Source organism: Herbaspirillum sp. GCM10030257 (genome assembly GCF_042666555.1).
Classification (GTDB): Bacteria; Pseudomonadota; Gammaproteobacteria; order Burkholderiales; family Burkholderiaceae_D; genus Noviherbaspirillum.
The window spans coordinates 1-24,578 of record NZ_JBHTDH010000026.1 but is presented as its reverse complement, the minus strand read 5'-3'; the positions used below and the strand labels follow the sequence as shown (position 1 = coordinate 24,578).

The 24,578-nt window shown below is 53.3% G+C and carries 26 protein-coding genes; 5 read left to right on the top strand and 21 right to left on the bottom strand.

The window, feature by feature from the left end; translation table 11 throughout:
- Window positions 1-80: 80 nt before the first annotated feature.
- The 8 genes from ACFQUU_RS24190 to ACFQUU_RS24155 are packed head-to-tail and all read right to left on the bottom strand — an operon-like array spanning window position 81 to window position 7,257.
- Window positions 81-1,016, bottom strand: coding sequence for an ACP S-malonyltransferase (locus ACFQUU_RS24190; RefSeq protein WP_382250683.1), 936 nt, complete (start codon window positions 1,014-1,016; stop codon window positions 81-83).
- Window positions 1,013-2,014 (bottom strand): triphosphoribosyl-dephospho-CoA synthase MdcB, encoded by a 1,002-nt coding sequence (mdcB, locus tag ACFQUU_RS24185; protein ID WP_382250682.1) that lies wholly within the window; start codon window positions 2,012-2,014, stop codon window positions 1,013-1,015. The genes ACFQUU_RS24190 and mdcB overlap by 4 nt, the downstream gene beginning before the upstream one ends.
- On the bottom strand, window positions 2,002-2,682 hold the full coding sequence (gene mdcG, locus ACFQUU_RS24180; RefSeq protein WP_382250714.1) for a malonate decarboxylase holo-[acyl-carrier-protein] synthase: 681 nt from the start codon (window positions 2,680-2,682) through the stop codon (window positions 2,002-2,004). Before mdcG ends, mdcB begins: the two co-directional genes overlap by 13 nt.
- Window positions 2,666-3,382: a biotin-independent malonate decarboxylase subunit gamma gene (locus ACFQUU_RS24175; protein WP_382250681.1), complete on the bottom strand. Its 717-nt coding sequence runs from the start codon at window positions 3,380-3,382 to the stop codon at window positions 2,666-2,668. Before ACFQUU_RS24175 ends, mdcG begins: the two co-directional genes overlap by 17 nt.
- Window positions 3,379-4,278 (bottom strand): biotin-independent malonate decarboxylase subunit beta, encoded by a 900-nt coding sequence (locus tag ACFQUU_RS24170; RefSeq protein WP_382250680.1) that lies wholly within the window; start codon window positions 4,276-4,278, stop codon window positions 3,379-3,381. The genes ACFQUU_RS24175 and ACFQUU_RS24170 overlap by 4 nt, the downstream gene beginning before the upstream one ends.
- Window positions 4,275-4,589, bottom strand: coding sequence for a malonate decarboxylase acyl carrier protein (gene mdcC, locus ACFQUU_RS24165; protein ID WP_382250679.1), 315 nt, complete (start codon window positions 4,587-4,589; stop codon window positions 4,275-4,277). Before mdcC ends, ACFQUU_RS24170 begins: the two co-directional genes overlap by 4 nt.
- A 6-nt stretch (window positions 4,590-4,595) precedes the next feature.
- A complete protein-coding gene (mdcA, locus tag ACFQUU_RS24160) occupies window positions 4,596-6,263 on the bottom strand; it encodes a malonate decarboxylase subunit alpha (RefSeq protein ID WP_382250678.1) in 1,668 nt (555 codons plus the stop codon).
- Window positions 6,264-6,291: 28 nt separating this feature from the next.
- On the bottom strand, window positions 6,292-7,257 hold the full coding sequence (locus ACFQUU_RS24155; RefSeq protein ID WP_382250677.1) for a Bug family tripartite tricarboxylate transporter substrate binding protein: 966 nt from the start codon (window positions 7,255-7,257) through the stop codon (window positions 6,292-6,294).
- Window positions 7,258-7,539: 282 nt separating this feature from the next.
- Between ACFQUU_RS24155 and ACFQUU_RS24150 the strand changes: the two genes are divergently transcribed.
- Together ACFQUU_RS24150 and ACFQUU_RS24145 are read left to right on the top strand one after the other, a co-directional pair.
- Window positions 7,540-8,202 carry a GntR family transcriptional regulator gene (locus tag ACFQUU_RS24150; RefSeq protein WP_382250676.1) on the top strand — a complete coding sequence of 221 codons (663 nt, stop codon included), beginning with the start codon at window positions 7,540-7,542 and terminating at the stop codon, window positions 8,200-8,202.
- A gap of 779 nt (window positions 8,203-8,981) precedes the next feature.
- Window positions 8,982-9,188, top strand: a complete 207-nt coding sequence (locus tag ACFQUU_RS24145) for a hypothetical protein (RefSeq protein WP_382250675.1) — start codon at window positions 8,982-8,984, stop codon at window positions 9,186-9,188.
- A gap of 13 nt (window positions 9,189-9,201) precedes the next feature.
- On the opposite strand, the gene ACFQUU_RS24140 is transcribed toward ACFQUU_RS24145, so the two are convergent.
- The 12 genes from ACFQUU_RS24140 to ACFQUU_RS24085 all read right to left on the bottom strand — a co-directional run bounded on the left by ACFQUU_RS24140 (window position 9,202) and on the right by ACFQUU_RS24085 (window position 20,303).
- Window positions 9,202-9,507, bottom strand: coding sequence for a zf-TFIIB domain-containing protein (locus ACFQUU_RS24140; protein ID WP_382250674.1), 306 nt, complete (start codon window positions 9,505-9,507; stop codon window positions 9,202-9,204).
- A 194-nt stretch (window positions 9,508-9,701) separates the two neighbouring features.
- Window positions 9,702-10,076 (bottom strand): monovalent cation/H(+) antiporter subunit G, encoded by a 375-nt coding sequence (mnhG, locus tag ACFQUU_RS24135; protein WP_382250673.1) that lies wholly within the window; start codon window positions 10,074-10,076, stop codon window positions 9,702-9,704.
- Entirely contained in the window at window positions 10,073-10,351 is a 279-nt protein-coding gene (locus tag ACFQUU_RS24130) for a K+/H+ antiporter subunit F (RefSeq protein WP_382250672.1), read from the bottom strand. Before ACFQUU_RS24130 ends, mnhG begins: the two co-directional genes overlap by 4 nt.
- Window positions 10,352-10,362: 11 nt before the next feature.
- On the bottom strand, window positions 10,363-10,854 hold the full coding sequence (locus tag ACFQUU_RS24125) for a Na+/H+ antiporter subunit E (RefSeq protein ID WP_382250671.1): 492 nt from the start codon (window positions 10,852-10,854) through the stop codon (window positions 10,363-10,365).
- A complete protein-coding gene (locus ACFQUU_RS24120; protein WP_382250670.1) occupies window positions 10,851-12,479 on the bottom strand; it encodes a monovalent cation/H+ antiporter subunit D in 1,629 nt (542 codons plus the stop codon). Before ACFQUU_RS24120 ends, ACFQUU_RS24125 begins: the two co-directional genes overlap by 4 nt.
- Window positions 12,476-12,820 (bottom strand): Na+/H+ antiporter subunit C, encoded by a 345-nt coding sequence (locus ACFQUU_RS24115; RefSeq protein WP_382250669.1) that lies wholly within the window; start codon window positions 12,818-12,820, stop codon window positions 12,476-12,478. The genes ACFQUU_RS24120 and ACFQUU_RS24115 overlap by 4 nt, the downstream gene beginning before the upstream one ends.
- Window positions 12,820-15,726 (bottom strand): monovalent cation/H+ antiporter subunit A, encoded by a 2,907-nt coding sequence (locus tag ACFQUU_RS24110; RefSeq protein ID WP_382250713.1) that lies wholly within the window; start codon window positions 15,724-15,726, stop codon window positions 12,820-12,822. Before ACFQUU_RS24110 ends, ACFQUU_RS24115 begins: the two co-directional genes overlap by 1 nt.
- 492 nt (window positions 15,727-16,218) lie before the next feature.
- Window positions 16,219-16,407, bottom strand: a complete 189-nt coding sequence (locus ACFQUU_RS24105; RefSeq protein ID WP_382250668.1) for a hypothetical protein — start codon at window positions 16,405-16,407, stop codon at window positions 16,219-16,221.
- Window positions 16,408-16,538: 131 nt separating this feature from the next.
- The gene (locus ACFQUU_RS24100) at window positions 16,539-17,033 is read right to left on the bottom strand and encodes a universal stress protein (RefSeq protein ID WP_382250667.1); all 495 of its coding nucleotides are present in this window, start codon (window positions 17,031-17,033) and stop codon (window positions 16,539-16,541) included.
- A 98-nt stretch (window positions 17,034-17,131) separates the two neighbouring features.
- Window positions 17,132-17,602: a hypothetical protein gene (locus ACFQUU_RS24095; protein WP_382250666.1), complete on the bottom strand. Its 471-nt coding sequence runs from the start codon at window positions 17,600-17,602 to the stop codon at window positions 17,132-17,134.
- Window positions 17,603-17,769: 167 nt separating this feature from the next.
- Window positions 17,770-18,144: a YbaN family protein gene (locus ACFQUU_RS24090; protein WP_382250665.1), complete on the bottom strand. Its 375-nt coding sequence runs from the start codon at window positions 18,142-18,144 to the stop codon at window positions 17,770-17,772.
- A 572-nt stretch (window positions 18,145-18,716) separates the two neighbouring features.
- Window positions 18,717-20,303, bottom strand: a complete 1,587-nt coding sequence (locus ACFQUU_RS24085; RefSeq protein WP_382250664.1) for an FAD-dependent oxidoreductase — start codon at window positions 20,301-20,303, stop codon at window positions 18,717-18,719.
- 653 nt (window positions 20,304-20,956) lie between these two features.
- Between ACFQUU_RS24085 and ACFQUU_RS24080 the strand changes: the two genes are divergently transcribed.
- The 3 genes from ACFQUU_RS24080 to ACFQUU_RS24070 all read left to right on the top strand — a co-directional run bounded on the left by ACFQUU_RS24080 (window position 20,957) and on the right by ACFQUU_RS24070 (window position 23,081).
- Window positions 20,957-21,544, top strand: coding sequence for a helix-turn-helix domain-containing protein (locus ACFQUU_RS24080; protein ID WP_382250663.1), 588 nt, complete (start codon window positions 20,957-20,959; stop codon window positions 21,542-21,544).
- Window positions 21,545-21,692: 148 nt separating this feature from the next.
- Window positions 21,693-22,256 (top strand): hypothetical protein, encoded by a 564-nt coding sequence (locus ACFQUU_RS24075; RefSeq protein WP_382250662.1) that lies wholly within the window; start codon window positions 21,693-21,695, stop codon window positions 22,254-22,256.
- 381 nt (window positions 22,257-22,637) lie between these two features.
- Window positions 22,638-23,081: a universal stress protein gene (locus ACFQUU_RS24070; protein ID WP_382250661.1), complete on the top strand. Its 444-nt coding sequence runs from the start codon at window positions 22,638-22,640 to the stop codon at window positions 23,079-23,081.
- A 94-nt stretch (window positions 23,082-23,175) separates the two neighbouring features.
- On the opposite strand, the gene folE is transcribed toward ACFQUU_RS24070, so the two are convergent.
- Window positions 23,176-23,790 (bottom strand): GTP cyclohydrolase I FolE, encoded by a 615-nt coding sequence (folE, locus tag ACFQUU_RS24065; RefSeq protein ID WP_382250660.1) that lies wholly within the window; start codon window positions 23,788-23,790, stop codon window positions 23,176-23,178.
- Between the last annotated feature and the right edge of the window lie 788 nt (window positions 23,791-24,578).

Here is a 24,578-nt window from a genome sequence, read left to right as displayed (position 1 = left end):
GATGTGGTTCATAAGGTGCGCAGCATTGTGGTGGACTTGCGCTGTATTGCGGACAAATAATCCCCGCTGCACTTGACATGTTATTGATCAAAGTGACGTCCGATCCATCGCACAACACCCTCAACAGATCGGAAATCGTCGATAGAGCGGCATTCGATATGGGGGTGCGCCCCGTGCAGCATACGCGCCAACGCGCTGCCCGGACCAAGTTCCAGCGCAACCGTGATGCCCGCTTCCGCACAAGTATCCATGCAATCCTTCCATCGGATGGTTTCGCTAATCTGTCGTGCCAGCATGCAGCTCGCCTCGTCGCCGTTTCTGATTGTCGCTCCGGTCAGACCTGCTACAACCGGTATCGCTGGGTCAGAAAGACGATGTTTGCCGAGAGCTTCCAGGAACGGGGTAACCGCCGCGTTCATCAGCGGCGTATGTGAAGCTACGCCAACAGGCAACATGACGGTACGCACTCCATCCTGCGCGAGTTGAACTGCATACTTCTGTACGTCTTCGCGCAGCCCGCCAACAACCGCGCTGTCGTGTCCCGTCTCAATGGCAACAGAAATGCCGGCGCGAGCGGCAGTGTCACCGGTACGTTTGAGGTCGAGACCGGTGACCGCCAGAAGAGCTTGCGGTGGCGAAGATTGGGCACTCGCGTCCATCAGTTGCGCACGGATATCGGCAAGCGTCAATGTGGCAGCAGGAGCAATGGCACCGGCGACTGCATACGCAGATAACTCTCCGACGCTATACCCCAGAACCACGGTTGGTGCTGGAAGTGCGTGTTTTAGCCTCTCCCAGACAGACAGTGTCGCGGCCACGATCAGTGGTTGTGCAAGCCGATTGGAAAACAGCAGCGTTTCGTTCGCCAGGACAGTCGCCAACGGCATTGGAAGACGCTCCTGCATCGACCATTGTTCAAGCAAGGTTTGTACATCAAATGAAAGGCCCAGGACGTCAAACATACCCGGATGCTGCCTGCCCTGACCCGGGCACAAAATCGCCAGCCGTGCCGTCATTTTGCCGATCCGCCTTCATTCAGACGTCGTGATCGCTCCCGTGTCAGTGGTAGTAGGCTATGCCTTCCAAATCTTTCTTCTACCCTGGAAACAAAGCAGGTCGCACCAAGCAGGTCCGCTGCGCCGCCAGGTGACAGTTTTTTTTCGGTAAAACGGCGGTGGCAGGAAATTGCGTACTCTCTCCAGTCGGCCGACCCGGTACCACCTCGCGCAAGAAAATCCCGCGCGCAGGTTTTGACCATCTGCGCACCGAAGGATCCGCCGCGGTAGTAAACGTTGGTATCGCTAACACTCGCCATCAATGCAAAAAGCGCATCGATACGCGCGCGTTCCCAGCAGTCGGTTTTCCCAAATGTTGCCTTCAGCATTGGCAGCGCGATGTCGAATACCGATGGCATGCCGAGCGCCGCTTCTTCCCGCGCACCTGATGCGGCATATCGATTCGCTACCTGAATACCGTGAGAACTGCCCTTGATGTCCTGAGCGTGACGCTGCAGTTCGGCACCCCATTCACCGACAAGCGCCGCCCGGATCGAAGAGGCCGAAATCAGGATTTTCTGCGCTCGGCAAACCCCGGCCGCAGCGCAAAGAAGGCCGACTGCAAAAATCGCGCCGCGATGGGTATTGACACCGCCCGTCGCGAACATCATGCGTTTTTCGGCTGCGATGCCAAGAAGTTTGAGTGTAAAAAATGGCTGCTGACGCATCCCGGCTTCGGCCATCCGTACGAAGTAATGACGTAGCGAAAATAAACTGCGCAAAAAGGTCGCGGCCGTCATGTCATCGTGGCTGCCATTGTCCACGAGCGAGACTAATCCGGGTTTCGGGTACAAGGATAGCTCATCGTACAGGCTGACAGTTGCAATGCGTCCGATCTCCGCGCAATACGCGCGATCACTCAGACGCTGCTCTTGCGACCAGCTTGCCCTATTTGTCTTGGTTGCCCAATGCGACTGCACGTTGTCGCGAAGGGCAAGGACTTCGATCAGGCTGTCCATTCTCTTCCATCCAGCGCTGCAAGCAGTTCAGAAGGAGTCGCCAGACGCACTCCGTACAAATGCTTTACGAGGACACGTGTACCACGCTGTCCCGCCGCTGCGGCATGCCATTCCTTCCATGCGACGCCCTGACCTCCCGGAAAAGCGATCTCGCCGTCAAGTGGCAGGATCTCACCCGCCTCCTGCAGCAGATCTACGCCTGCCAACAGCTGTTCCCGGCTGACAGGAGCGAGAAGCAGGTCTATGTCGGACCCAGGTTTCAGATAATCCTTTTCTGTCATGGCTTGCAGCGCAAGCGAGCCATAGACGCGCAGAACAAGGCCTGCTGCAGATGCCTTTTGGTCCAGATCCGTCAGTGCTTCTTTCCATACCGGCAGCGCTTTGGGGATTGCCTCCGAAAGCGCAAGCGGAGCCGAAGTGTGGGTCAGGTGCATCGTTGATACACGCAGGCCGATACGTTTCTTAACACCGCTATCGACATCCGGCGGCAGCGCGATACCCAATGAGCACTCATCCATGCGTGCACCGGCGTCCTGACGTCGAACAGTGGCTGGCCAATCCGCTAGTTGCCATGAACGAATAGCATCGCGGCATTCAGGCGTTGCAGCCTCGATTGCCTCGCGCCAGCCCGCCGCGGACAGCCATGCGAGACTATGCCGCCCGCGCATGGGCATCAGACATCACTGCTTGCACAACGCGATGCGCCGAACGCCTTCCGCCTCGTGTGTCTCCCAGGCTGCTGCGCTTATCTTCAGGCGTTGCTGTTTCCAGTGCCCTTGCCAGATTGGCTGCGAGGTCGCCTTCCCAGATCGCTTCGATTCCTCCCATCATGAAATAATTGTGCGCGCCGGGCGCGAAGACAGGATTGGCTTTTGCAAGTTCCACAAGCCGCTCTTCAGGCACCTTGGTGATGCGTGCCATCGCCGGTAAGCCCATCACGCGGATAGTTGCATCGGGAAGTGCGTAACAGGCATCAGCCAGCAGGCCGCTCGTGATGAAGCCGCCCGACAGTGCCTGGTCATACACTAAACCGATCACCTTATGCCCCTGGCACCGTGCGAAGTCTATGCACTTGCCAAGATGCGCCATGTAGCTGTTAATGCCGAGCATTTCGTCGCGATAACGCAGGCGCTGCCCTTGTGTATCGACCAGGATGACGATGGGACGTCCGGGATAACGGCTGACTGTATCAAGTACTGCCTTGGCCTGAGCAAGCGCGATCTCGACACCAATGGGCGCATGCTCCGTTGTACCGATGACCGTCACGATGGTGCCAGCCACGCGCGCCGTGCCGGACAGGAACAGGTGACGCTCGACAATATCGAACCCTTCCGGGAACAGGTGTGATGAGAGCTCTCGCCAATTCATGGTTGCCTTCCTATCCGATGTATATCCGCGACAGCTCGGAATGCATCCGCATCCAGCATCGGTAAGGTCGACGCCGCGGGAATGCCAAGGTCGCACCAGATTTCAACCGGATCAATCCGGGTGCCGAAATCGGCGAGCCGGCGTTCCAGCATTGCGCTTTCTGCCTGCAGCCCATCCAGCGTCAGTGCTGCGCCTTCGGCGTGTACGGACCGCATCGCATCAATTGCCGCGTTGCGGAATGCTTCGGTGCTGTCCGGCACAATCACCTGGCAATCTCCGAGCAGATACCGATGTTTGCCACCCGTGGTGCGCCATACCAGTGCCCGGTCACGAGAGTCGAATTCTTCGACACCGGCGGCGGTTTCTATGACCTCGGGACCGGACATCGCCAGTCGCCCTTCTTCCGACATCACAACCACATTCGCGCATCGTGCGACGATTCCCATGCCGCCGAAACAACCGTTGGCACCTCCGATTAACGCGATGACAGGAATACCGGCGGAACGGGTTTCAAGTAAGGCGCGCATCACTTCCGAGACGGCAATCAGGCCGGCGTTGGCCTCATGCAGTCTTACACCCCCGCTTTCGGCAAGGAGAATGACTGCTTCGACCTTTTCTGCAATGGCGCGCTTGAAAAGTCCGACCAGTTTGGCCCCGTGGACTTCGCCGACGGCGCCGCCCATGAATCCGCCTTCCTGCGCCGCTGCAAACACTCTGTGACCCTGCAGGAGGCCACTACCGATCACGATGCCGTCATCGAACGACACCGGTGCATCCAGTTGTCCCAGATGAGGGCTAATAACACGCTCGGATGGCGGCAAGAATTCGTGGAAGGTGTTCGGATCCAGGAGTCTGCGGATACGTGATCGTGCATTCGCTTCCAGATAACTTGTCATGTCTGCTCTCCAAACATGGTTTCGGCCGCCTGGTCCATGCGCAGGCTGACTACTGCCGGTGTCGCTCCCATGTCATTGATCGAGATACGCGTATCGGCCAACTGCCAGCGCGCATGAAAATCCGACATCACGGCCTGCCAGATTGCTGCGAAGCCAACGGCGGCCGTTTTCACTTCAATCTCGCAGGCGCCGTTCAATGCTACCGGCTCTATCAGCACCTCCAGATTGCCCGAGCTCACGACGCCGACCAGTTCCGTTTTGGTGCCGCTACCGCGTGTGCCATTTTCAAAGCGAAAATTTAAGGTTTCCATGTTTGCCTACCAGTTCCTGAATCGCTTCGGCGGGTTGTACAATCCGCCCGAGGCATGCACGAGTTCCTTCATATTCTTTGCAGCCAGGAGATCACGCGTCGCCTGGCGCTTGTCGATTCCGAGGTCTTCGGGGCGTCGGATAATGCCCCGGTCACGCAGGTTTTCCACCGCTCTCTTGTCGCGTGCTAGTCCTACAGGCGTGTAACCGGCCACGCCGCGGATAGCCTGTTCTCGCTCTTCTTCGCTGCGGCAAAGCAGCAAGTTTGCAATACCTTCCTCGGTGAGGACATGCGTGACATCTTCGCCATAGATCATGACGGGAGGGATGGCCATGTTTGCCTGCTCTGCCAGTTCCCATGCATCAAGCCTTTCTACGAAGGCCGGCTGCATATGCTCGCGGAAGGTTTCCACCATCTGCACAACCAGCTTTTGCCCGCGAGGAATCAGGTTTTTACCCTCTCTGGCCTGCCGCCCGGCCTTCAACCAGGCTGGACTGACATGCCGCCGCCCGCGTGCATCGGATCCCATGTTTGGCGCTCCGCCAAAACCGGCGACCCGGCCCAGGGTGGCAGTGGACGAATTGCCTTGTAAATCAATTTGCAGTGTCGATCCGATAAACATGTCGCAGGCGTAGTGTCCGGCTGCCTGGCACAGCGCGCGATTGCTGCGCATTGAACCATCCGGCCCGACGAAGAAGACATCGGGCCTTGCGCGAATGTATTCTTCCATGCCGAGTTCCGACCCGAACGAATGCACGGATTCAACGAATCCCGCTTCAATTGCCGGAATCAATGCCGGGTGCGGATTGAGCGCCCAATAGCGGGCAATTTTGCCACGCAGCCCGAGCGACTCCGCATAGGTTGGCAACAGCAGTTCAATGGCAGCGGTATCGAAGCCGATACCATGGTTGAGACGCTCGACCTGGTACTCTGCATAGATGCCTTTGATCGCCATCATCGCCATCAGTATCTGGATCTCGGAAATCTGTGCGGGATCCCGGGTGAACAGCGGCTCGATGTAATAGGGAGCCGGCGACTGCACGACGAAATCGACCCAGTCGGCAGGAATATCTACCCGTGGCAGTGTGTCTTCTATCCGGTTAACCTGTGCAATCACGATCCCGCCCTTGAACGCCGTGGCTTCTACAATTGCCGGCGTGTCCTCGGTGTTCGGCCCGGTATATAAATTACCGTTACGATCGGCCGCCTCCGCGACAATCAGCGAGACACGCGGCGTAAGGTCGATGAAATAACGCGAGAACAGTTCGAGATAGGTGTGGATCGCACCGATATTAAGCTTTCCGCTACCGGCAAGCCGCGCAAGCCGGGCGGCCTGCGGACCGGAAAACGAGAAATCGAGACGATCCGCGATGCCGCGTTCAAAGACATCGAGATGTTCCGGCAACGCGATCACTGACTGGAGGATATGCAGTCGGTTAATCCGGCCGGGGTCCAGTGCGGCGAGCGCCTTTGCAAGAAAATCCGCCTGCTTTTGATTGTTCCCCTCGATGCAAACCCTGTCCCCCGGCTCCAGAATCGCATGCAAAAGATCAGCTATACGCCCCGTTGCACAGACCTTGCCGGATAAGCCGTCAGCGAGGATGCCCCGGGCGCGACCAAGCCGTGTCGCCCGGTTCGCTTGCTGCTGATTCCATACGCGCTCAAGGGCTCCCATTTTCTTTCCTTTTACCGTTCAGGCTGCCTTAATCGATCTTTACGTTCGCGGCTTTAACCACCTTGTTCCAGCGCGTGACTTCCGATGCCAGCATTGCGCCAAACTCTTGCGAGGACATGGTCGGGATTTCTGATCCGCCGTTTTGCCAATTGGTCTGCAGCTCCGGCGAAGCAAGCGCCTTTTTGACTTCAGTTCGCATGCGCTCGACGAGTTCCGGCGGTGTGCCCTTTACGGCAAAGAGACCATACCAAGTTGACACTTCGTAATCAGGCAGCCCGGCCTCGGCCGTTGTGGGAACATTCGGAAAACCTGGGGCACGTTTTGATGCCGCAACTGCCAGTGCCTTGATCTTGCCGGCCTTGATGTGGGATGCGGATGAACCAAGTCCATCGAACATCATGTCAACCTGTCCGGCGACCAGGTCCTGCAACGCTGGGCCTGCTCCCTTGTAGGGGATATGCGTCAGTGCAGTCTTGGTTTGAATCTTGAACAGTTCACCGGCGAGGTGATGAGAAGTTCCGTTTCCAGCCGAACCAAAATTGACTTTGCCCGGGTTCTTTTGTGCGTACTCGATCAGTCCCTTCAAGTCGTTGACCGGCACTCTTTGCGGATTGACGACGATAACCTGGGGCGGGGTCGCCACGAGGGAAACAGGAATAAAGTCCTTCTGAATATCGTAATCCAGCTTCGGATAGATCGACGGTGCAATAGCATGGTGCGCCCCGCCCATGAAAAATGTATAGCCGTCTGGAGCGGCCCGGGAAGCCAGGCCGGCGCCAAGCGTGCCACCTGCGCCGCCACGATTATCGATGACGACCGTCTTGCCAAGCTGCTTCGTCAGTTGTGCAGCCAGCGGGCGCGCGAAGGCGTCAGTCCCGCCCCCTGCCGGGAACGGCACGACGATGGTTACCGGACGCGTCGGCCAGTCGTTTGCAAGTGCGCCCGCTGAGATTGCAAGGCCAGCGATAAGTAGTAACGCCCGTTTGATATTCATATTCAGTCTCCACCATGATTGGAAGGGTTATTGCCGCTTCGCGGTCTGATTTGGTCTTAAGTTATACAGGTCTGATATTCTTGTATACACAAAGACGAAGAAAATATACGCTTATTTTGAATAAAATCAAACTGCAGTGCACAATCGCCGAGAATCGCTTAAACACTCAGATAGGTTGCGTTTGAAGCGTATGGCCGATGCTTTTGTATGCGGAAGCACGAGGCAACGTATACAAAGACATGGTATGTTGCACTTTTATGACCGACCACCTTGAAGAATAGTATGACCAGCCGCGCCCAATCCCTGCGAGACGCCATCGAAGAGCAAATTGCCATAGGAAAACTACGCCCGGGGGAACATCTTGATGAAACCGTACTCGCCACGCAATTCGGCGTGTCACGGACACCTATTCGCGAAGCACTCATTCAGCTGGCAACGATGGGCCTAGTAGTTATACGACCCCGCCGCGGCGCGGTCGTAGCGGAAATAGCGCCGCAACAGTTGGTGGAGATGTTCGAAGTGATGGCCGAACTGGAGGCAATGTGCGGAAGACTGGCTGCGCGCCGCATGTTCAGCGACGAGCATGCAGACCTGCTTAAGGCGCATCAAGCGTGCAAGGAAGCGCACGATGAAGGTAATTCTGATGATTATTACTATCAGAACGAAGCATTTCATCAACAAATATATGCCGGCAGTCATAATGCGTTTCTTGCCGAACAGGCTCGCAATTTACACCGGCGACTGAGGCCTTATCGTCGTCTCCAGCTCCGTGTACGAAACCGGATGGCAACTTCATTTACCGAGCATGATGAAATTGTCAAGGCGATCATTGCTGGTGATGGTGAGCGAACCGCACAGTTGCTTCGAGAACACATCATGATTCAAGGGCAGCGCTTCGCCGACTTGATTGCTTCGTTATCTCACTTGGCTTCCAAGGCTGCGTGATAAGCAGTAAATTTCGTTCATCCAGATTAACCGCTTAATAAAGCTTGGCCCCCAACCCTTACTGCGCTTATCAAGCGGCCACTACCGCGCTCGCAACTATCAACACTAACGCTTGTATTGCCTGTGTGATTTAAGCCATCAATGATCAGATTATTATGGAGTTTTAGTGTTTGACGAGACATACAAGCGCCTACCTCTCGGACACTTCGCGTTCCTCCATCAGCTCAAATTCGGCTTCTTCAGCTTCGGATAATGCATGAGTGAGAAAAATCGACGTGGCATCGGCGTAATACATCAGCCCGCAATGAGGGCAGGTAATACGCCCTGCTTGCGTAACCCTTGATAACGATGCATTAAACCGGTTTACCTGGAATGGCCTTCTACATTGCGGACTGGTACAGCGTCTGAACATTGCCCCCCGACTGCTCTAAATGGTAAATCAAATAATGAGATTCCAGAATAGACAGTGTTTTCCAATTAGCAAGTACTAACCTGAATGACATCTGGCTGTTGCCACCAGCCTGCCACATTGAACCGATTCAATAGTACTGACTATGGAGAAGAAAAGCGTCGCCTGGATACGAACTGGCGAAATCGCTGCGATGAACCTGTCTACATACCCCAATCAACATGCCGCTTGCCGTGTCCCACCTCCTCGCCGTACGTCCATACTGACTTCGTCGACGCGCCTTGCTTTCGTCCCTTTGCCGGGCGCCTTAAATTGGTCTGCCTGGCAAGGCGACGCGCCGTGTCAGGCAGGCGAAGGGCTGAGCATTTATATGAGTCGATACCAGGGCATGGTCAAGTTCTACGTAAATCGCCGGGAATTTAACCAATACCTGATGAGTGCGCTCGCACGAGAGTCGACAGTCAAGCCCGAAGCTTATCCGTCTGGTGGATTATCTCTCGCGGCACGCTACTCGCTGCAGCGCAGTCTTGTAAAACGAAGTGTAGTTTATACGATTGCGCTGCAATCTTTCCGCTAACAAATAATAGGTATTAGAAATCAAACAGGTCGCTCAGAAAGCCTTCCTTTTTCTTTTTCTTGTAATGATCCTGTTGATGTTGAGGATAGCCATGGGACTGATGCGAGTGCCCAAATCCGTCGGATTGACGTGGCTGACCCGTGTATTGGTCGGGTCGTTGAGTAGCAGGTTGGGTTCCCCCGACTGAAGACCTTTCGATAATTTTGTCGAGTTCACCTCGATCAAGCCAGACACCACGGCAGCTTGGGCAGTAATCGATCTCAATTCCCTGACGTTCTGACATGACTAGCTTCGTGTTTTGACATACTGGACAGTCCATAGTCTGTTCCCTCCTTCGGCTTGTATTCTATAAACACCTCGCGATGATAGCGAGACCTCTAACTATTGATATGGAATTGAAAAGCCATATTGCAATGGCTAAATGCGACTCCGATTATGGTTGCACAGGCATAATCAAAAACAACCCACAACGACAACATTTGACTTGTTCCTCCCAGATCCCAATGGAGATAGTCATTCCTTGCGACCGAATTGGTATACGCCTCCGGCTAGTACGCCGGTATCCTGCTTCTTTGCCCGTAGGTCGCGGTACACTGCCGCACGCATGATCATCATCGCGACGACCGGCGCTGTCATGAACAAGAATACAGTAATGATCAGTTCATGGACCACCAGGCGTGACTCCAGCACAGAGAAATATATGATGGAAGCCATTAAGACACAGCCGGCTCCAAGCGAAATAGTAATGGCCGGACCGTGTATCCTTTGGTAAAAGTTTGGAAGTCGCATCAATCCTAGGGCGCCGATGAGAATGATACTTCCGCCAAGAATAAGCAATACCGCGACGGGCAACGCAGCCCATAAGGAAATGTCTTCAAGTCCTTTCATTCTATGACCTCCCCTCGCATGAGAAACTTTGCAATCGCAACAGTCGACACAAAACCGAGCAGAGCGATCAGCATGGCAGCCTCAAAATAAATCTCGCTTTTGAACCGGATGCCCAATACCAGAGCGAGCAGCATTCCACACATCCATAAGGTATCCAGGGCAAGCACGCGGTCGTGTGCAGCAGGACCGATAATCAGACGCACTGTGCAGAACAGCATCGCCAGCAGCACGCAAACGAAAGCGTAGCTGATTGACAGTTCAAGTAGTGTGAGCATGTCAGATATTCCTATTCGAAGATTTCGATCAACGGCTTTTCATAACGCCCCTTGATCGTTTCAATCCACCACTGCTCGTCGTGGAGATCAAAAACGTGGAGCGCTAGCTCATGCTTGTCATCCAGTATTTCGACCCATACGGTGCCAGGCGTGGAGTTAATCAAGCAAGAGAGCATTGCGAGCCCGTACGGGTTGCGTATGTCCAGCGGCACCTTGATAAACTGCGACTTCACCTCGGCCGGCTTCGCAAACAAAATGATCCGGCTGACGCTGATACACGAACGCACGATTTCCACCAATGCCATGGACAACAGACGCGCGAAGGTGATCGGCTTTGCCAGTCGCGGATAACCCAGTGGTTGAAGCTTCCGGGTCAATAGCGGCGTGGCTATGCCGAGGCAGGTCCCAAACAACAGGTGCACCGGCTCAATGCTTTGGTTAAGCAGCAGCCACAAAACAAGCAGGGACAGGGACATCCAGGGAAAGGGAATCAATCGTCTCATGGCTGACCCTCCTTGCGGCTTGGATTGGGGACGGCCGGCTCGGAAAATATCCGTTGTATGTATTGTTCAGGGTGGTGAATTTGCTCCGAAGTGCGCCGCAGATACTCAAAGACCGGACCGGCTTGTACAGTCATGACCAGGCACACTAGCAACAGCGCACTGACGGGAGCCACTTCCGTCACCTGCAGTCGAGGTGGCGAAACGGCACCGGAAGCCCAGAAGGTTCGTACTCCGAACCGCATCATTGAAATAATGGCGGCCAGACCGGACACTAGAATTAATGCCATTAATGTCCAGCTGATCAGAGGCAGAGCAAGTTGCGGCGGCTCCGGGTTGAGCAGGGCATGGAACAGACCGAACTTGGCGACGAACCCGGAAAGCGGCGGCAAACCAGTAATGATCAGTGCGCATGCTGCAAAAGACAGACCGAGAAATACGAGTGCCGCCGGAATCCCCACGCCCACGGGCACCTCAGGAGTGTCTTCGATAGCGAATGCCTCCATCGTCACCGCCAGAACTGCTGCCCCGGGTGTGCGAATGCGCTCAATCAGTTCAATCAGCAGAACAAAAGCCGCTATCCCCAGAGTTGATCCGACCATGTAATACAGGCCGGCCGTAACAAGCGACGGCTGGCCATACCCAATCACCGCGAGCAGGGTGCCAGAAGACACGATGGCCCCATATCCTGCCATTCTGCCTGGGGTCTCGCTGGCAAGCATTCCGGCGGCACCATAGATGATGGTTGCCATACCTCCCCACAATAATGCAGTGAATCCAAAACCGGCCGCCAACCCGGCATCGTCTGAGAATACAAGCAGCCATAGGCGGAGAATTGCATAGGCCCCCACCTTGGTCATCAGCACCAGCATTGCAGCCACTGGCGGGGACGCTGTAGCATATGTCGGAGGGAGCCAGAAGCCCAATGGCCACATTGCGCTCTTCACAAGGAAGGCAATGGCAAGTACAGTCGCCGCCAGCTTCATCAGAGCAAGGTCAGTTGCGCTCATCGCGGGGATACGCGCCGCAAGATCGGCCATATTCAATGTGCCGCTACTGGCATAAATTAACGCGACGCCAATCAAGAACAAAAGGGATGCCACGAGATTAATCGCGATGTAATGCATCCCGCTACGGAGTCGACTCGCGTTGTAGCCATGGAGCAGCAAGCCATAGGATGCGGCCAGCATGACTTCAAAAAAAACAAACAGGTTAAACAGGTCATTGGTCAGGAACGCACCATTGAGCCCCATGACCAGGAACTGAAAAAGCGAATGGAAGTGCACGCCGACCCGACTCCATCGCAACATGGAATATAGCAGTGTCGCTACAGCCAGCAGCGCGGTCAGCAACACCATCAAAGCCGCCAGCCGATCCGCCAGAAGCACAATACCGAACGGCGCCATCCAGTTTGCCGCAAGGTAAACGCCCATTCCATTCCGCCAGCGTGGACTGTCCGTCTGCATCACAAGCAGCACTGCCACGGCCAGCAACGCCAGCACGGAAACCATACTGATCGAAAACTTGAGCCTGTGGCGATTATGCTTAATGGGCACCTGCAAAGCGCCGCATACCAGCGGAATAAGCACAGGCGCCACGATGAGGTGTTCGCTCCATCCAAGAGTCATTGATCAGGTTCCTCGCCGTCGACATGGTCGGTACCGGTCAGTCCCCGCGTGCCGATCATTAGCACAAGATATAGTGCTGTGGTGGCGAAGCCAATGACGATTGCCGTCAACACCAATGCCTGCGGAAGCGGATCGCCGATTGCAGCAGGATTGGGTTCGCCACCGCCCAGTATCAGGGGCGGACGGTTTACCCACAGGCGTCCCATAATAAAGATGAACAGATTAACCGCATAGGACATCAGCATCAGGCCGATCAGCACCTGAAAGCTTCGTGGACGTAGAATGAGCCAGATACCCGACCCAAACACCACGCCGATGGCAATTGAGATGACGACTTCCATTACGGAATCTCCTGTGTGGGAATTGCGGCAGGGATTGTCAGCCCACCACCTGGAACACGATGGCTGCGGACGGATTGGTGTGCCAGAGCGACCAGGATCAACATTGTTGATCCAACTACTGCCGAGAAAACTCCAAGGTCAAAAACAAATGCACTCGGCACATGTATTTCGCCAAGCAAAGGCAAGTGCAGATGCGCAGTGTGACTGGTTAGAAATGGATAGCCAACGACCCATGCACCAAGCCCGGTCCCGCATGCAAGCAGCAAGCCGTATGCGATCCAGCGGTGCGGTCGCAAACGTATATGCGACTCAACCCAGGCAGTGCCTGCAACCATATACTGTACGATGATTGCCGTTGCAAAAATCAATCCGGCCACGAATCCGCCTCCTGGCAAGTTATGCCCTCGCATGAAAAAGTAAACTGCGATGACCCCCATGAAAGGCAGCAAGAAGCGCAGATACACTGCCGGGATCATCAAATAGCCGCTGCTTGCATGTTCCAGCGGCGCCTGGCGAACAGCCGGATCCAGGTCACTTACCTGCTGCGCGGGGATGGAAACGCTCTCCGGCGCCGGTCTAAAGCGCCGCAGCAGCGCATACACAGTCAGTGCCACCGTCGCAAGCACAGCGATTTCACCCATGGTGTCGAAGCCTCGGAAATCAACTAAAAGCACATTGACGACGTTCGTGCCTCCACCTTCAGGAAGTGCTCGCAGGATGAAGAAATCGCCGATGCTTTTTGGCGCAGGATGCACCAGAACGATGTAACTTACGGTCGCCAAGCCTAGGCCGCCCGCAACTGCAATGAGAAGGTCGCGCGTACGACGCAGCAGAACAGTGCCGGGAATACGTTCACTTAGGCCTGCTGGCCTGAAGCGTGGTGGTAGCCAGCGCAAACCGAGCAAAATCAGTACGGTGGTGACGGTCTCCACCATGAGTTGCGTAAGTGCCAGATCGGGCGCAGATAACCAAAGAAAAGTTATGCTGGTGACGACGCCTGTGCCGCCAACAAGCAAAAGCGCGGCCAGGCGATGGTACTTAGCCTTCCATGCCGCTGCAAGTGCACAGCCAGCACCCACCAGCCACACTAAAGCAAACAGCGGGTCGGTGCTCGCAAGATGTAATGTCGGCCAATCGGGAAGGGGCTGTACTAAAAGCAAGGGCGCAACGATGAGCATTAACATGACCATCATTAGTTGTGACTGCAAGCGCTGCGTGCCAAGACGATTTACCAGCCAGGCTGCCGATACCGAAAGCATCAGAATGGTGGACTCATAGGCCTGGGCACCTTTTAGCCGATGCAACACCGGCACCTGGTCGCTTGAGGCCAAGGTATAGTACCTTCGCAGCACAATGTAAAACAGCACCCCGCCCGTCAGGGCAACAACACTCATCATGAGTGGAAGGTTAAATCCATGCCATATTCCTAGATCGTACTCCGGTATGTCTTTGCCAAGCACGGACTCCGCCGCGAACGCCAAAAACGGTCCGACGGTTAACTCGGGAAGCATCCCAACCAGTACACACAGCAACACCAGCAACTCAATGGGAAAACGCATCCAGCGCGGAGGCTCATGCGGCTCCTTTGGCAGATTGTCGGGAAGCTTGCCGAAGAACACACTGATAAAGCGCAGTGAATAGGCGACGCTGAATATGCCCATGGCGACGGCGGCGATCGACATCCACCAGTTTTCCGTACCGCCGACATGCACCGTCTCGGCAAAGAACATTTCCTTGGACAAGAAGCCGTTGAGCAAGGGCACACCAGCCATGGACGCGCTAGCGACGATGGCCAGCATCCCGGTGAACGGGATTGCTTTATACAATCCACGTAGAACACGCATGTCCCGCGTACCAGTCTCATGGTCAATAATTCCAGCCGCCATGAACAGGGAAGCCTTGAATATTGCGTGGTTGAGCGTATGGAAAATTGCTGCAACCACGGACAATGGCGTGCCTATGCCCATCAATACCGTGATCAGCCCCAGATGGCTGATCGTTGAATATGCCAGGAGCCCCTTCAAATCATGCTGAAAGATCGCTACAAAGGAACCCAGCAGTAGTGTACATACACCGGCTCCGCCAATGATCCACGTCCACTCCGGCGTGCCGGACAACACCGGCCACATGCGAATGAGCAGAAATACGCCTGCCTTGACCATAGTCGCAGAATGCAAGTACGCCGACACTGGCGTCGGCGCGGCCATTGCATGGGGAAGCCAGAAATGAAAAGGAAACTGCGCGCTCTTGGTGAGGGCACCGAGGGCGATGAGTATCAGTGCTGCCAAGTACCCATCATGCTGTCGGACGACATCGCCGGCTGCAAGCACGACATCTAGATCGTAACTCCCGGTGATCCGGCCGAGTATTAACACGCCGGACAATAGACATAGCCCGCCGATCGTTGTCACCGTGAACGCCATGCGGGCCCCGCGTCGGACATCGATCCGATGGTGCCAGTATCCTATAAGCAGAAAGGAAGTCAGGCTGGTCAGTTCCCAGAACACCACCAGTTGGATCAGGTTCCCGGATAGCACAACACCGAGCATCGAACCCATGAACGCCAATACGAAGGAAAAGAAGCGCGGTATGGGATCTTCCGGCGACATGTAATAGCGAGCGTACAGTGCGACCAGTACGCCAATTCCAAGCACGAGCACTGCGAACAACCACGACAAACCGTCCATTCGCAGTACGAAGTTCAAACCATACGCAGGAAGCCATTCGGCCTCGTAACGCATCACTTCATTCGACGCGACGTGGGAATGCAGATAGGTGGTTAGCAACAGACAAACGAGAGCCACTCCGCCCGTGATTGCTGCCGCCCATTTGCGTACAAGTGATGGCATGCAGGCGATGATCGTGCTGCCAATGAATGGTAGAACAATTATGAGCAGTAAGAGCATCGGTGCTGTATCGAGCATTTAATCCTGTTGAAGAAGGTAAAAGAGCCTGAACTTACAGAAGTTGAATCGGTACCGACAAACGCCTGAATGAATTATATTGAATAACCGGCAATAGAGCGAAATCTATATTACCGGCCATCCCACGATGCATTGATCAACAAGGGCTTATCAAGTCGCCTTGCCTTGCTCTACTCTTAATTGGCAAACATCAATCGAGGCACACACACGATAGTGCGACGTTTACCATTTGATCGGTGCTGCTGTGAAGAGATACTAGTTCGCCGGTTCACTCTCTCGGGCGATCACGTCCTGATGTCGGCATGGAACAATCAGCGTGTCGCACGGCAGCCAGTCGAACAGGTCATCGATTGCATCGACTGAACTGCCGATAAGCGTGCTCAGCTTACGGGTACGCTTCCGGAAGCTAATACAAGAAAATCGACGTCATCACTGCACACATAATGGTTTAATCCGCATGCTAGTGGAAGGTGGTCAAACACCATGTAACTGCCATGCAATCACCATACGTACATAATTACGCGCATCATGTCCGGTAGCACCTGAATAAAGAAACTTTCTGCCTTCGACTTGTGCGTGTGAACAGAATGAATGATCAATGTCATTCCACTCGTCGATCCGGGCATAGTGCAGTGTTTGCGCACAGATAGCATTCTCAGTCATCTTTCTCTCCCTGTAGTCGATATCCAACGCGGCGAGTCATTTGCTCGTCTCCAATACTATTTGCCGCCGGCTGTTGTAATTATTCCTGCCAGACAGCACACGGCTCGTCGAGACGATGGCACATACGGTAACTAATGAACTTCCGAGGACTGTGGAAATACAAGCACAGGAATTTCTGCTTTCTTTAGCAGCTGCTGAGTCGTGCTTTCTTTGAAAACAGTGTCAGCAATTCCCATTTTTCCACGAGTTGCCATGATGATTAGCTCACACTGAAAGCGAGCTGCGGTTTCAAGAATCTCCTCGCACGGTATACGTGACATTCTGATCACCGCTTCACATGGAACATGCGCTTCTTTTGATGTGTTAACCGCCTTTTGTACGTTTGCACGAGCAGCCTCCAGATTTAAGTCTTCGGCTGCCCTACCATCGTCAACCTTGTCAAGATCCGAGGTGGTGAACAAGCGTGGCTCGGCAACCGACAAGAATACGAGCGTCGCCCCATGCATTTTTGCGATTTCAATCGCGGCTTGCACCGGTTTATTAGACAGCCGTGAGCCGTCTACAGGTACGAGTATTGACCTAAACATGATTTTCCCGCTTCCAAAGAAGACACCGTCATTCAACATCGCTCTTCGTCGAAGCCGGACGGCGTTCTACATGCGTGAAGATACGCTACAGGCTCGCACAAGAATGCGAGTGTAGAAACCTTTATGCAATCGAAAATTCAGAAACGAGGAGGGGGTATAGGTCTGGGAAGGATGATTGAAACAAAAGGCGATTTAGTCACTTCCAATTGTTGTGCGCAACGACTCTCGTCTTGAACGTTCAGTTCAAGGACGACATAGTCAGACATCTCCTCAACTGCACATTTTGCCTGTGTTTCATCAAAGTCCGATTGACCGTACGCATCTAATGAGACCAGATGATTGGTCGGTTGGCTCTTCGCAATCTCTTGACTGAACAGATTTTTTCCAGCGATTGCGTGCTCTCCTGCTGCCGCAGCAATAACCTGCAGAGAAAAAACAAGCAGCAATAACTGGATAACCAAACGTCTCATGGATAAAAATTTTGTACGAGTTGCAAGCTTAATATGACTCTGATAGCTGGAAAAAGATTCAGGGTGTTTTTCCGAAGCATACCTTAGAAACTTGACTTTATCATTTATGACGGAGAAATTATTTGAACCGGTTTTCAATGCAGGCAGGCCAAGTAATTCCGGGGAGCCGCAGTACGATGGAATAACTTACACGCAACTACTCGTCATTTCCCACCTTCGTTTGCGCTTACATTTGAAGCGCTTACATTGCTTAACCTGCCTTGGATAAATTTAGTTTTTGTATGGCAAATGCGATGCAGATGCTCTCAGTCTGGCCCACCGTCGCTCTGTTTCGATGGTAACCGGATGAGATAGACTGTCACAACAATCCCGATTGCAATCAGGAATATTGTGACTGGCCATTTCTGTACTTTGTAGATCGAGAACGCTATTGATGGCCATAGAAGCAGAATGGCCATTACCTTCGCGCGCCGTGGGATTACCCGGTGTTGCTGATAATCGCTTAAAACCTTCCCAAGCACAGGCGCTTGTAGAAGCCAGGTATGCATCCGTTTCGAGCCGCGCAAATAACACGCCGATGCCAGGAGGAGAAATGGGGTAGTCGGCAACAACGGCAAAAATACCCCGAGAATGGCAAGCAGTAAAGCGAGAGTCCCTACGACATTAAACAGAACCTTCACATTGCTCCCTTGTGCATTTCATCGAACTGATCGACAGACTAAACGAAAGCAGATCTGTCAGCGGTTGCAGTGATTATCACAAAGAAAACGTAATAGCAGAATGCTTTATTGCAGTTTTAAGCGTGGCTGTACTCTCGACTTTACCCGCCTTCGTCAATCGGAATTTCAGGTGCTCCGCTTTAGCGCCCTTGTTGTCAGTAGGCGTAGTTGCAAAACGTTAATTACCGGTAGCAACTAAGTAAAAATAATTCTTAATTGGCTGCTAATTGCATTTAGGCATTCATGACTACGTCCCTGGCCATTCATCGGCTGCGATCGTAGCGTAATTTATTTTTTACTGTCTTCGGACCTAGATCATGCAATTCTGTACGCTTATGCGGCCGTCGTGGGCCACAGTACCGGTTACCTTGGGCGCCCTGCCCATCCAGCCGATATCATGTCCGACTAGATATTCGGTAGAATTCTTCTCAAACCCAGCGACGACCATCCTCTCAGACTGGCTGCAGAGCGAAAAAATCACGCCTTCAATCGCAATCCCTTTGCCCGTAGGGCATTACCGAAATCGGGACACACTACCCGCCGGACGTCCCGGCTTCCGATGGGCTTTTATCCTCCACACTGACTACCAACCCGTCGAGCGAAACCGCAGCGAGTGGGGTTACGGCCGGTCCATGCAGCACCTCGCCGTCAACATTGAAGCGCGATCCATGGCAAGGACAATCCCATGATTTTTCAGCGCTATTCCAGGCGACCACACATCCGAGATGGGTGCAAATTGCCGAGCGCGCATGCAGTTGACCGTCGGCTTCCCTGTAAACCGCCAACTTCTTTCCATTGCTTTCCACAACAGCTCCTTCGTCAAACTCAGGTACCCGCTGCGATATAGGGGCATCGGCTTTTAAAAGAGCACCGTATTGTTTCAAGGTATTCGCCTGTTCATGTAGGAAAGTTGAAATGCCATGCAGGGGCTTACGTGAGGGCGCGTACAAGTCACTCCATTCATTTGGTCGGCCCTGGATCAAATCTGTTATCAACTTCGCGCCGGCGGTGCAATGCGTCATCCCGTTTCCGGAATCGCCAGTGATGATATACACATTGGAGTTGTCTACCGGATTGCGGCCCAAGAAGGGAAGGCCGTCTGCCGGTTCCATGACTTCACCTGACCAGCGGTAGGTGACCGTTTCGACGCCAGGAAAATGAGCCCGAGCCCATGCTTCAATTTCCTTGTAACGGTGTTCAGGATGGCTATCTTGCCCTACCTTGTGATCTTCTCCACCGATGACCAGAATATCATGGTCCGTGTCGCCTTCCGGGCTCTCCAGACGCACATAATAGTATGGGTCTCCCGTGTCCCAAAGAAGGATGCGCGGAATGGAACCCTTCATCACTCGCAGGCCCAACACGTAGGTCTGATAACCCGATTGCTTCGTGTGCATGACTACACGATCATTGAACGGGGTATTAGTGGCGACGATTACTGACGAGGCATTGATTTCGTGGGAACCTGTCTGCACAACGTTCTCGGAACCATGGGACACAATCTTGACTGCTCGTGTGCCACCGTAGATGCGACCTCCTTGTCGAGTGATAGCTGCTGCCAGGCCCCCGAGGTATTTCATCGGGTGGAACTGTGCCTGATTGCGAAAGCACACGGCGGGTCCGGTTGTAAACCTCATCCCGGGCACCTGCTCAACTAGCTGCACATCCACACCGGCTCTGACAGCCGCATGGAACTCACGCTCAATGTCCGGAACGCCTGTGTCAGTCCTGGCGTAGAGATAGCCTTCCAGTCGCGAGAATCCGCATTGAATTCCTTCATTAAGAATAATTCGCTCTACAAGGTCTGTCGCTTGTCGAAAGGCGTTCGCGACGAGCACCGCGTTTTCGGAACCAAAACGATTTTCGATCTGAAAATAGCGCTCGTCTGGCGGAAAAAAGTGTGCTGTAGTGCGTCCTGTCTCGCCGGCACCCACCCCGACCGCGTCAATCACAGTCACTGTCCGCCCTTCTTTGGACAGGAGGTAGGCCGCAGTAAGTCCGGCTATTCCTGCACCTATTACACACACATCGGTGTGTACATTTTCGTTGAGCGAGGGAAACATTGGTACGTCATACGTCGCGTGCCAAAGTGATACGGAGCCAACGTCATTTCCGTTCATTATCTTCTCCAGTGAGAAACGCTCCAGAATCTGCGCAACCCTCACGTCGTCATGAACCGCTCATCGCAATTGGCCCAGTAAGTGGTGTCCGAGGCGCAGAGATGTTGCAGAGTGGATTTGCAGCACATATCGATACCATATCTGATTAGATGGACTTGAGGTTCTTGGCGTTCCGGTAAAAGATTGCTTTATTCACTTGTCCTCATCCAGCACGGCAATACGAAAGCTCTCCAGTTTTTGATGGCCAGGAAACGCTTCATGCTATCGACATTAAGTCATCTGTACCTACACTGAAAGTCTTCCCTCAGTGTCTTCCAACAAGATTTAGTCGCATACAGCAGTTTATCTTGAAGATATATCACGTTGTGATATATTGTAATGGTGAAAATCAAGCGGTTCCGTTCAGTGTTCGGATAAGCGTGTGAAATTGAATACTTAGTACTAGGGCTAAGACCTGCCGGCACGTACGCATTACCTTACTGTTACATCAATGGATCTTCTCTATCGCCTGATCCGCAAACATCGGCCCATGATTAAATTACAAGCTTTGATCGTTAAGGAAATGTCGCCTATGGAATTTCGCTACTGACTTCTACTCTATTCGACCGACGCAGGTTTTACTCCGTTTAAGTATGGACACATTGAGTTAAGAAATGGCATGCTATTTTTACCTCGCACGAGAGCCGGCACTGCAGGCGGCTGAAAAAACTCGGTTATCCCGACACCTCTCAGGCCGTAAGGTAGATCACTGGGTCATGGAGGATTCCAATGAGGTGCGATCCACCGCCTATTCGCGGCGTTTTCAAAAATTGCTACGAACTCTGAGTAACGACGATACATTGATTGTTGAACGCCTACAGGATTTCGGTTGTGGCCCTCTTGAAGCGATTGCCTTGATCAATACGCTGATGTCCCGCATGATAGAAATCGTGATCCTTGAATTCAGCGAGCACCACCTTGCTGCGCCGGAGAATAGCGCTGCCATCAAGATGCTAAACGCAATCATCGGCTTGGATCCGAAGGCTTTCGATTCTCGTCCTTCCCAAAGCGCTGAGTCCGGTTGCAGGCCCCGCCACAAGAACGACGACTTGGTCAGAGAAACGATCATCACGCAGTACTCATTAGGGGAAAGCGTGACTTCGATCGCACGACAGTACAACGTTTCGCGATCAACTATTGCAAAAATTGTTCAGCCTCCACGCATATATGAGCCATTCTATCAGCGCGCATTCGGCGACTGAATGCACTTACTCGATGCTGAGGTTTAGTTTGTATTGAAATAAAACGCTAATGGTCAGTTGCCACCTTACGCGGCTAATTTCCGATCATGTAAGCGCGTCTACATAGAACCATTTCGTGGCTATTTGAGCAGGAACTGAAGGAAAGCTAATGAATATCGAAACGCGCCAGCAGTTTGAAGCATGGGCAGCCACCTATGACCTCGATTTGAAACCGGCCCGATGCTCAATGGGGGAATTTCAGTATTGCGAACTAAACACAGACTTCGCATGGCAAGCATGGAAGATACAGGCCGATGCACTTGAGCAGATGCGTGAACGGTTGGCTGCTTTGGAGATAGAAAATGGCATTCTGAAGAGCGACGCGGCAAAGGCATTTGCTTTGCGGATCGCTGACAGGCGTCTTATTGTCCACGCGTTACGGGAGGCAAAGTGTTACCGCAATCTTCGCGCACATCCCAACATGCTATTACCATCGCCTGACCAAGCTTGTTGTGCGCCCGACGAAAGCTTGTCACAGCGCGGTTGTGCGTTGGTTTCGCGACATAGGCGCAAGTGGAAGAAATCGGTAAAGCAGGACAGGCGAGCGTGGCGGCGTTACGCCAATCGCTGGAAAGCTCAACATACTTCCGCGTGGCGCAGTCAGCTCGAGCATTTGATTGCACGCTGTAACCATTGCATTGATCGATACGTTGCTTTTTTTATCTTGCCTTAACCGTGATCCTGATCCGGACGTACTTATGCTCAGTACTTGCCGCTGGATCGCTGTGCACTTCACGTGGGCCAGGGCCATCCGCGTGCCGTGCTGTACGGTGTAGCAATGGTTGCAATAGTTCCCATTGCTTATCAGTAAGTCCTTCTTTTGACACCAGATGAAACCCTTCACGTCCAGAATATCATCGAAAACACGCATCGATTGAATTCTGAAGATAGGACACAGTGTCTTGAATATATATCACATTGTGATATATTTAATGTAGATGCAAATGAATGTGGATATCGGTTGATTGATGTTGGTGTTTGACATAGGGCGATATCTTTCTAGCCGCGTTCATTCCGAGTGCTGCCTGTGTCATCTAACTCCATGGAGGATGCTATGTTTGATACGATCCTTGTTCCGACCGACGGCTCACAATTATCCGCCAAGGCAGTTAACGCCGCTGTGCAGTTCGCCAATGAACATGGCAGTGAAATTGTCGCATTTTCAGTAACGGAGCCGTATATGTATTCCGCGCTGGCCGATGGATTCATCGCGGATACCACCAACACGGAAGAGTTCGACGAAGACATGGAAAAGCTGGCACGGGCGCATGTCGAGGAAATTGCCAGCCTGGCCAGGGCTAAGAACGTCCGGTGCCGAACGACTACAGTGCGATCTTATGACCCTGCGCATGAGATCATCGCGGCGACGAAGAGGTACCGTTGCGATGTCATATTCATGGCCACACATGGACGTTCCTGGCTTGGAAACTTGCTAATTGGAAGTGAAACCCAAAAAGTACTTACACATTCCTCAATTCCGGTCGTGGTGTTCCGCTAAGTCGTTGCAGCAGAGGTTCATGTGTCGTGTCAGCTTTCAGGAAAACCTGTCTGGAACCGACACCGCATTTTCTATGATAGTGCGTAGCTATATGTCATACAGATGATGACCTCTCTTGGACAAGCGAAAAGAATTCGCTCCTGAGCGCATCCGAAGTTTGCATTTCACCTAGCAGCGCTGAGGTCACGGTTTCTTCGCCGCGAGTCTGAATCCCACGGCTCTCCATGCACATATGACGGCATCGTATGACGACGCCTACCGAACGCGGTGCCAGATGTGACATGAGGGACTCGGCGATCTGTATGGTGAGCCGCTCCTGAACCTGGAGTCGCTGAGAAAAGCACTGAACCAACCTTGTCAGCTTCGACAATCCCACAATCGCATCTTGAGGGGTATAACCGATCGTCGCGGTCCCAAAAAATGGCGCCAGATGGTGCTCGCAGTGGCTATAAACCGGGATCCCGCGCACAATAATCAATTCGTTATAGCGTTGTGCGCCATCCTGAAACACCTTCAGAATATGAGCTGGATCCTGATGGTAGCCGGCGGTCCAGTGTTTCCATGCCTTCTCCACACGCCGTGGCGTTTCAAGAAGACCCTGACGATCTGGGTCTTCACCGAGATGGGATAACAGGCGACGCCAATCAATCTCCGTAAACTCGTCCTGGCTGTTGAGGATATTCCATCGTTCGTGTTCTTGCAGGTCCATGGCTGTCATTCCGTTCTTTGTTTAAATCGTGTTAGTTCTGCGGACACACAGATGGCTTTTTCCATGCATCTCTCGGCGACAACGATTACTTAGAGCGCTGCGTGATCAGCTTAAAGCACAGGTACCTGGCTGAAAATTGACGCAGATCTCGGTGTGGTGGGCAATGGGGCATTGGGGCATCCTTTTTGATCCCGTGGGCATGCCTTGTCGCTCCTCTCCTCCTGAGGGTTTCAAGAGATTAGATGTCCTCAAAACCAGCTGCGTTCCCGTCCCATAACGAGTTAGGGTCTTGTGTCCGCCAGGTTGTTTGCCAGGTCAATCAACATCCGATAATTCAGCGCGCCCCATAAATGCGATGTTTAGAAACCCCAGGCTTTACGTGAAGGCATTGATGACGGCCATGCTCGTGCTTGAATGACAATGATGCAATGTGTTGATATTTAGCATGAACAATCAACGGTTGCTCAAGCGCAGGGGCGTTGAGCGGTGGAGTTGACGAATTGTGCAATGTGTATATACTCAAGTGAAATTAGCCTACCTTCCTACTGACACCAACGTGAACAAGATCTGCATTCAGATGAATCGCAACTGTTCGTCCCTGAACGAGGGAGTGTCACCTATGGCTTCGCGCTTTGTTCCTGACCATGTTCAGTGCCGCACCGCATTCGGGTATCTGCTCTCGAATGCCGGCCGCGCGCAATTGTCCACCCGAGACCTCGCCTGCCTCTCTTAGGCTCGGCGAGCGCTGAAGAGAACCATCGGTTCTCACCGCCTCCCGAGCCACCCCA

Excerpts from the sequence above, each read along its gene's own strand:
- ACFQUU_RS24145 (WP_382250675.1), top strand. The coding sequence starts at position 8,982 with ATGAGTCGATACCAGGGCATGGTCAAGTTCTACGTAAATCGCCGGGAA.
- ACFQUU_RS24190 (WP_382250683.1), bottom strand. The coding sequence starts at position 1,016 with ATGACGGCACGGCTGGCGATTTTGTGCCCGGGTCAGGGCAGGCAGCAT.
- ACFQUU_RS24120 (WP_382250670.1), bottom strand. The coding sequence starts at position 12,479 with ATGACTCTTGGATGGAGCGAACACCTCATCGTGGCGCCTGTGCTTATT.
- mdcC (WP_382250679.1), bottom strand. The coding sequence starts at position 4,589 with ATGGAAACCTTAAATTTTCGCTTTGAAAATGGCACACGCGGTAGCGGC.
- ACFQUU_RS24115 (WP_382250669.1), bottom strand. The coding sequence starts at position 12,820 with ATGGAAGTCGTCATCTCAATTGCCATCGGCGTGGTGTTTGGGTCGGGT.
- ACFQUU_RS24150 (WP_382250676.1), top strand. The coding sequence starts at position 7,540 with ATGACCAGCCGCGCCCAATCCCTGCGAGACGCCATCGAAGAGCAAATT.
- ACFQUU_RS24170 (WP_382250680.1), bottom strand. The coding sequence starts at position 4,278 with ATGACAAGTTATCTGGAAGCGAATGCACGATCACGTATCCGCAGACTC.
- ACFQUU_RS24125 (WP_382250671.1), bottom strand. The coding sequence starts at position 10,854 with ATGAGACGATTGATTCCCTTTCCCTGGATGTCCCTGTCCCTGCTTGTT.
- ACFQUU_RS24155 (WP_382250677.1), bottom strand. The coding sequence starts at position 7,257 with ATGAATATCAAACGGGCGTTACTACTTATCGCTGGCCTTGCAATCTCA.
- ACFQUU_RS24140 (WP_382250674.1), bottom strand. The coding sequence starts at position 9,507 with ATGGACTGTCCAGTATGTCAAAACACGAAGCTAGTCATGTCAGAACGT.
- ACFQUU_RS24100 (WP_382250667.1), bottom strand. The coding sequence starts at position 17,033 with ATGTTGAATGACGGTGTCTTCTTTGGAAGCGGGAAAATCATGTTTAGG.
- ACFQUU_RS24075 (WP_382250662.1), top strand. The coding sequence starts at position 21,693 with ATGAATATCGAAACGCGCCAGCAGTTTGAAGCATGGGCAGCCACCTAT.
- mdcG (WP_382250714.1), bottom strand. The coding sequence starts at position 2,682 with ATGCGCGGGCGGCATAGTCTCGCATGGCTGTCCGCGGCGGGCTGGCGC.
- ACFQUU_RS24130 (WP_382250672.1), bottom strand. The coding sequence starts at position 10,351 with ATGCTCACACTACTTGAACTGTCAATCAGCTACGCTTTCGTTTGCGTG.
- ACFQUU_RS24105 (WP_382250668.1), bottom strand. The coding sequence starts at position 16,407 with ATGACTGAGAATGCTATCTGTGCGCAAACACTGCACTATGCCCGGATC.
- mnhG (WP_382250673.1), bottom strand. The coding sequence starts at position 10,076 with ATGAAAGGACTTGAAGACATTTCCTTATGGGCTGCGTTGCCCGTCGCG.
- ACFQUU_RS24085 (WP_382250664.1), bottom strand. The coding sequence starts at position 20,303 with ATGAACGGAAATGACGTTGGCTCCGTATCACTTTGGCACGCGACGTAT.
- ACFQUU_RS24110 (WP_382250713.1), bottom strand. The coding sequence starts at position 15,726 with ATGCTCTTACTGCTCATAATTGTTCTACCATTCATTGGCAGCACGATC.
- ACFQUU_RS24080 (WP_382250663.1), top strand. The coding sequence starts at position 20,957 with ATGGCATGCTATTTTTACCTCGCACGAGAGCCGGCACTGCAGGCGGCT.
- mdcB (WP_382250682.1), bottom strand. The coding sequence starts at position 2,014 with ATGGACAGCCTGATCGAAGTCCTTGCCCTTCGCGACAACGTGCAGTCG.
- ACFQUU_RS24070 (WP_382250661.1), top strand. The coding sequence starts at position 22,638 with ATGTTTGATACGATCCTTGTTCCGACCGACGGCTCACAATTATCCGCC.
- ACFQUU_RS24175 (WP_382250681.1), bottom strand. The coding sequence starts at position 3,382 with ATGAATTGGCGAGAGCTCTCATCACACCTGTTCCCGGAAGGGTTCGAT.
- folE (WP_382250660.1), bottom strand. The coding sequence starts at position 23,790 with ATGGACCTGCAAGAACACGAACGATGGAATATCCTCAACAGCCAGGAC.
- mdcA (WP_382250678.1), bottom strand. The coding sequence starts at position 6,263 with ATGGGAGCCCTTGAGCGCGTATGGAATCAGCAGCAAGCGAACCGGGCG.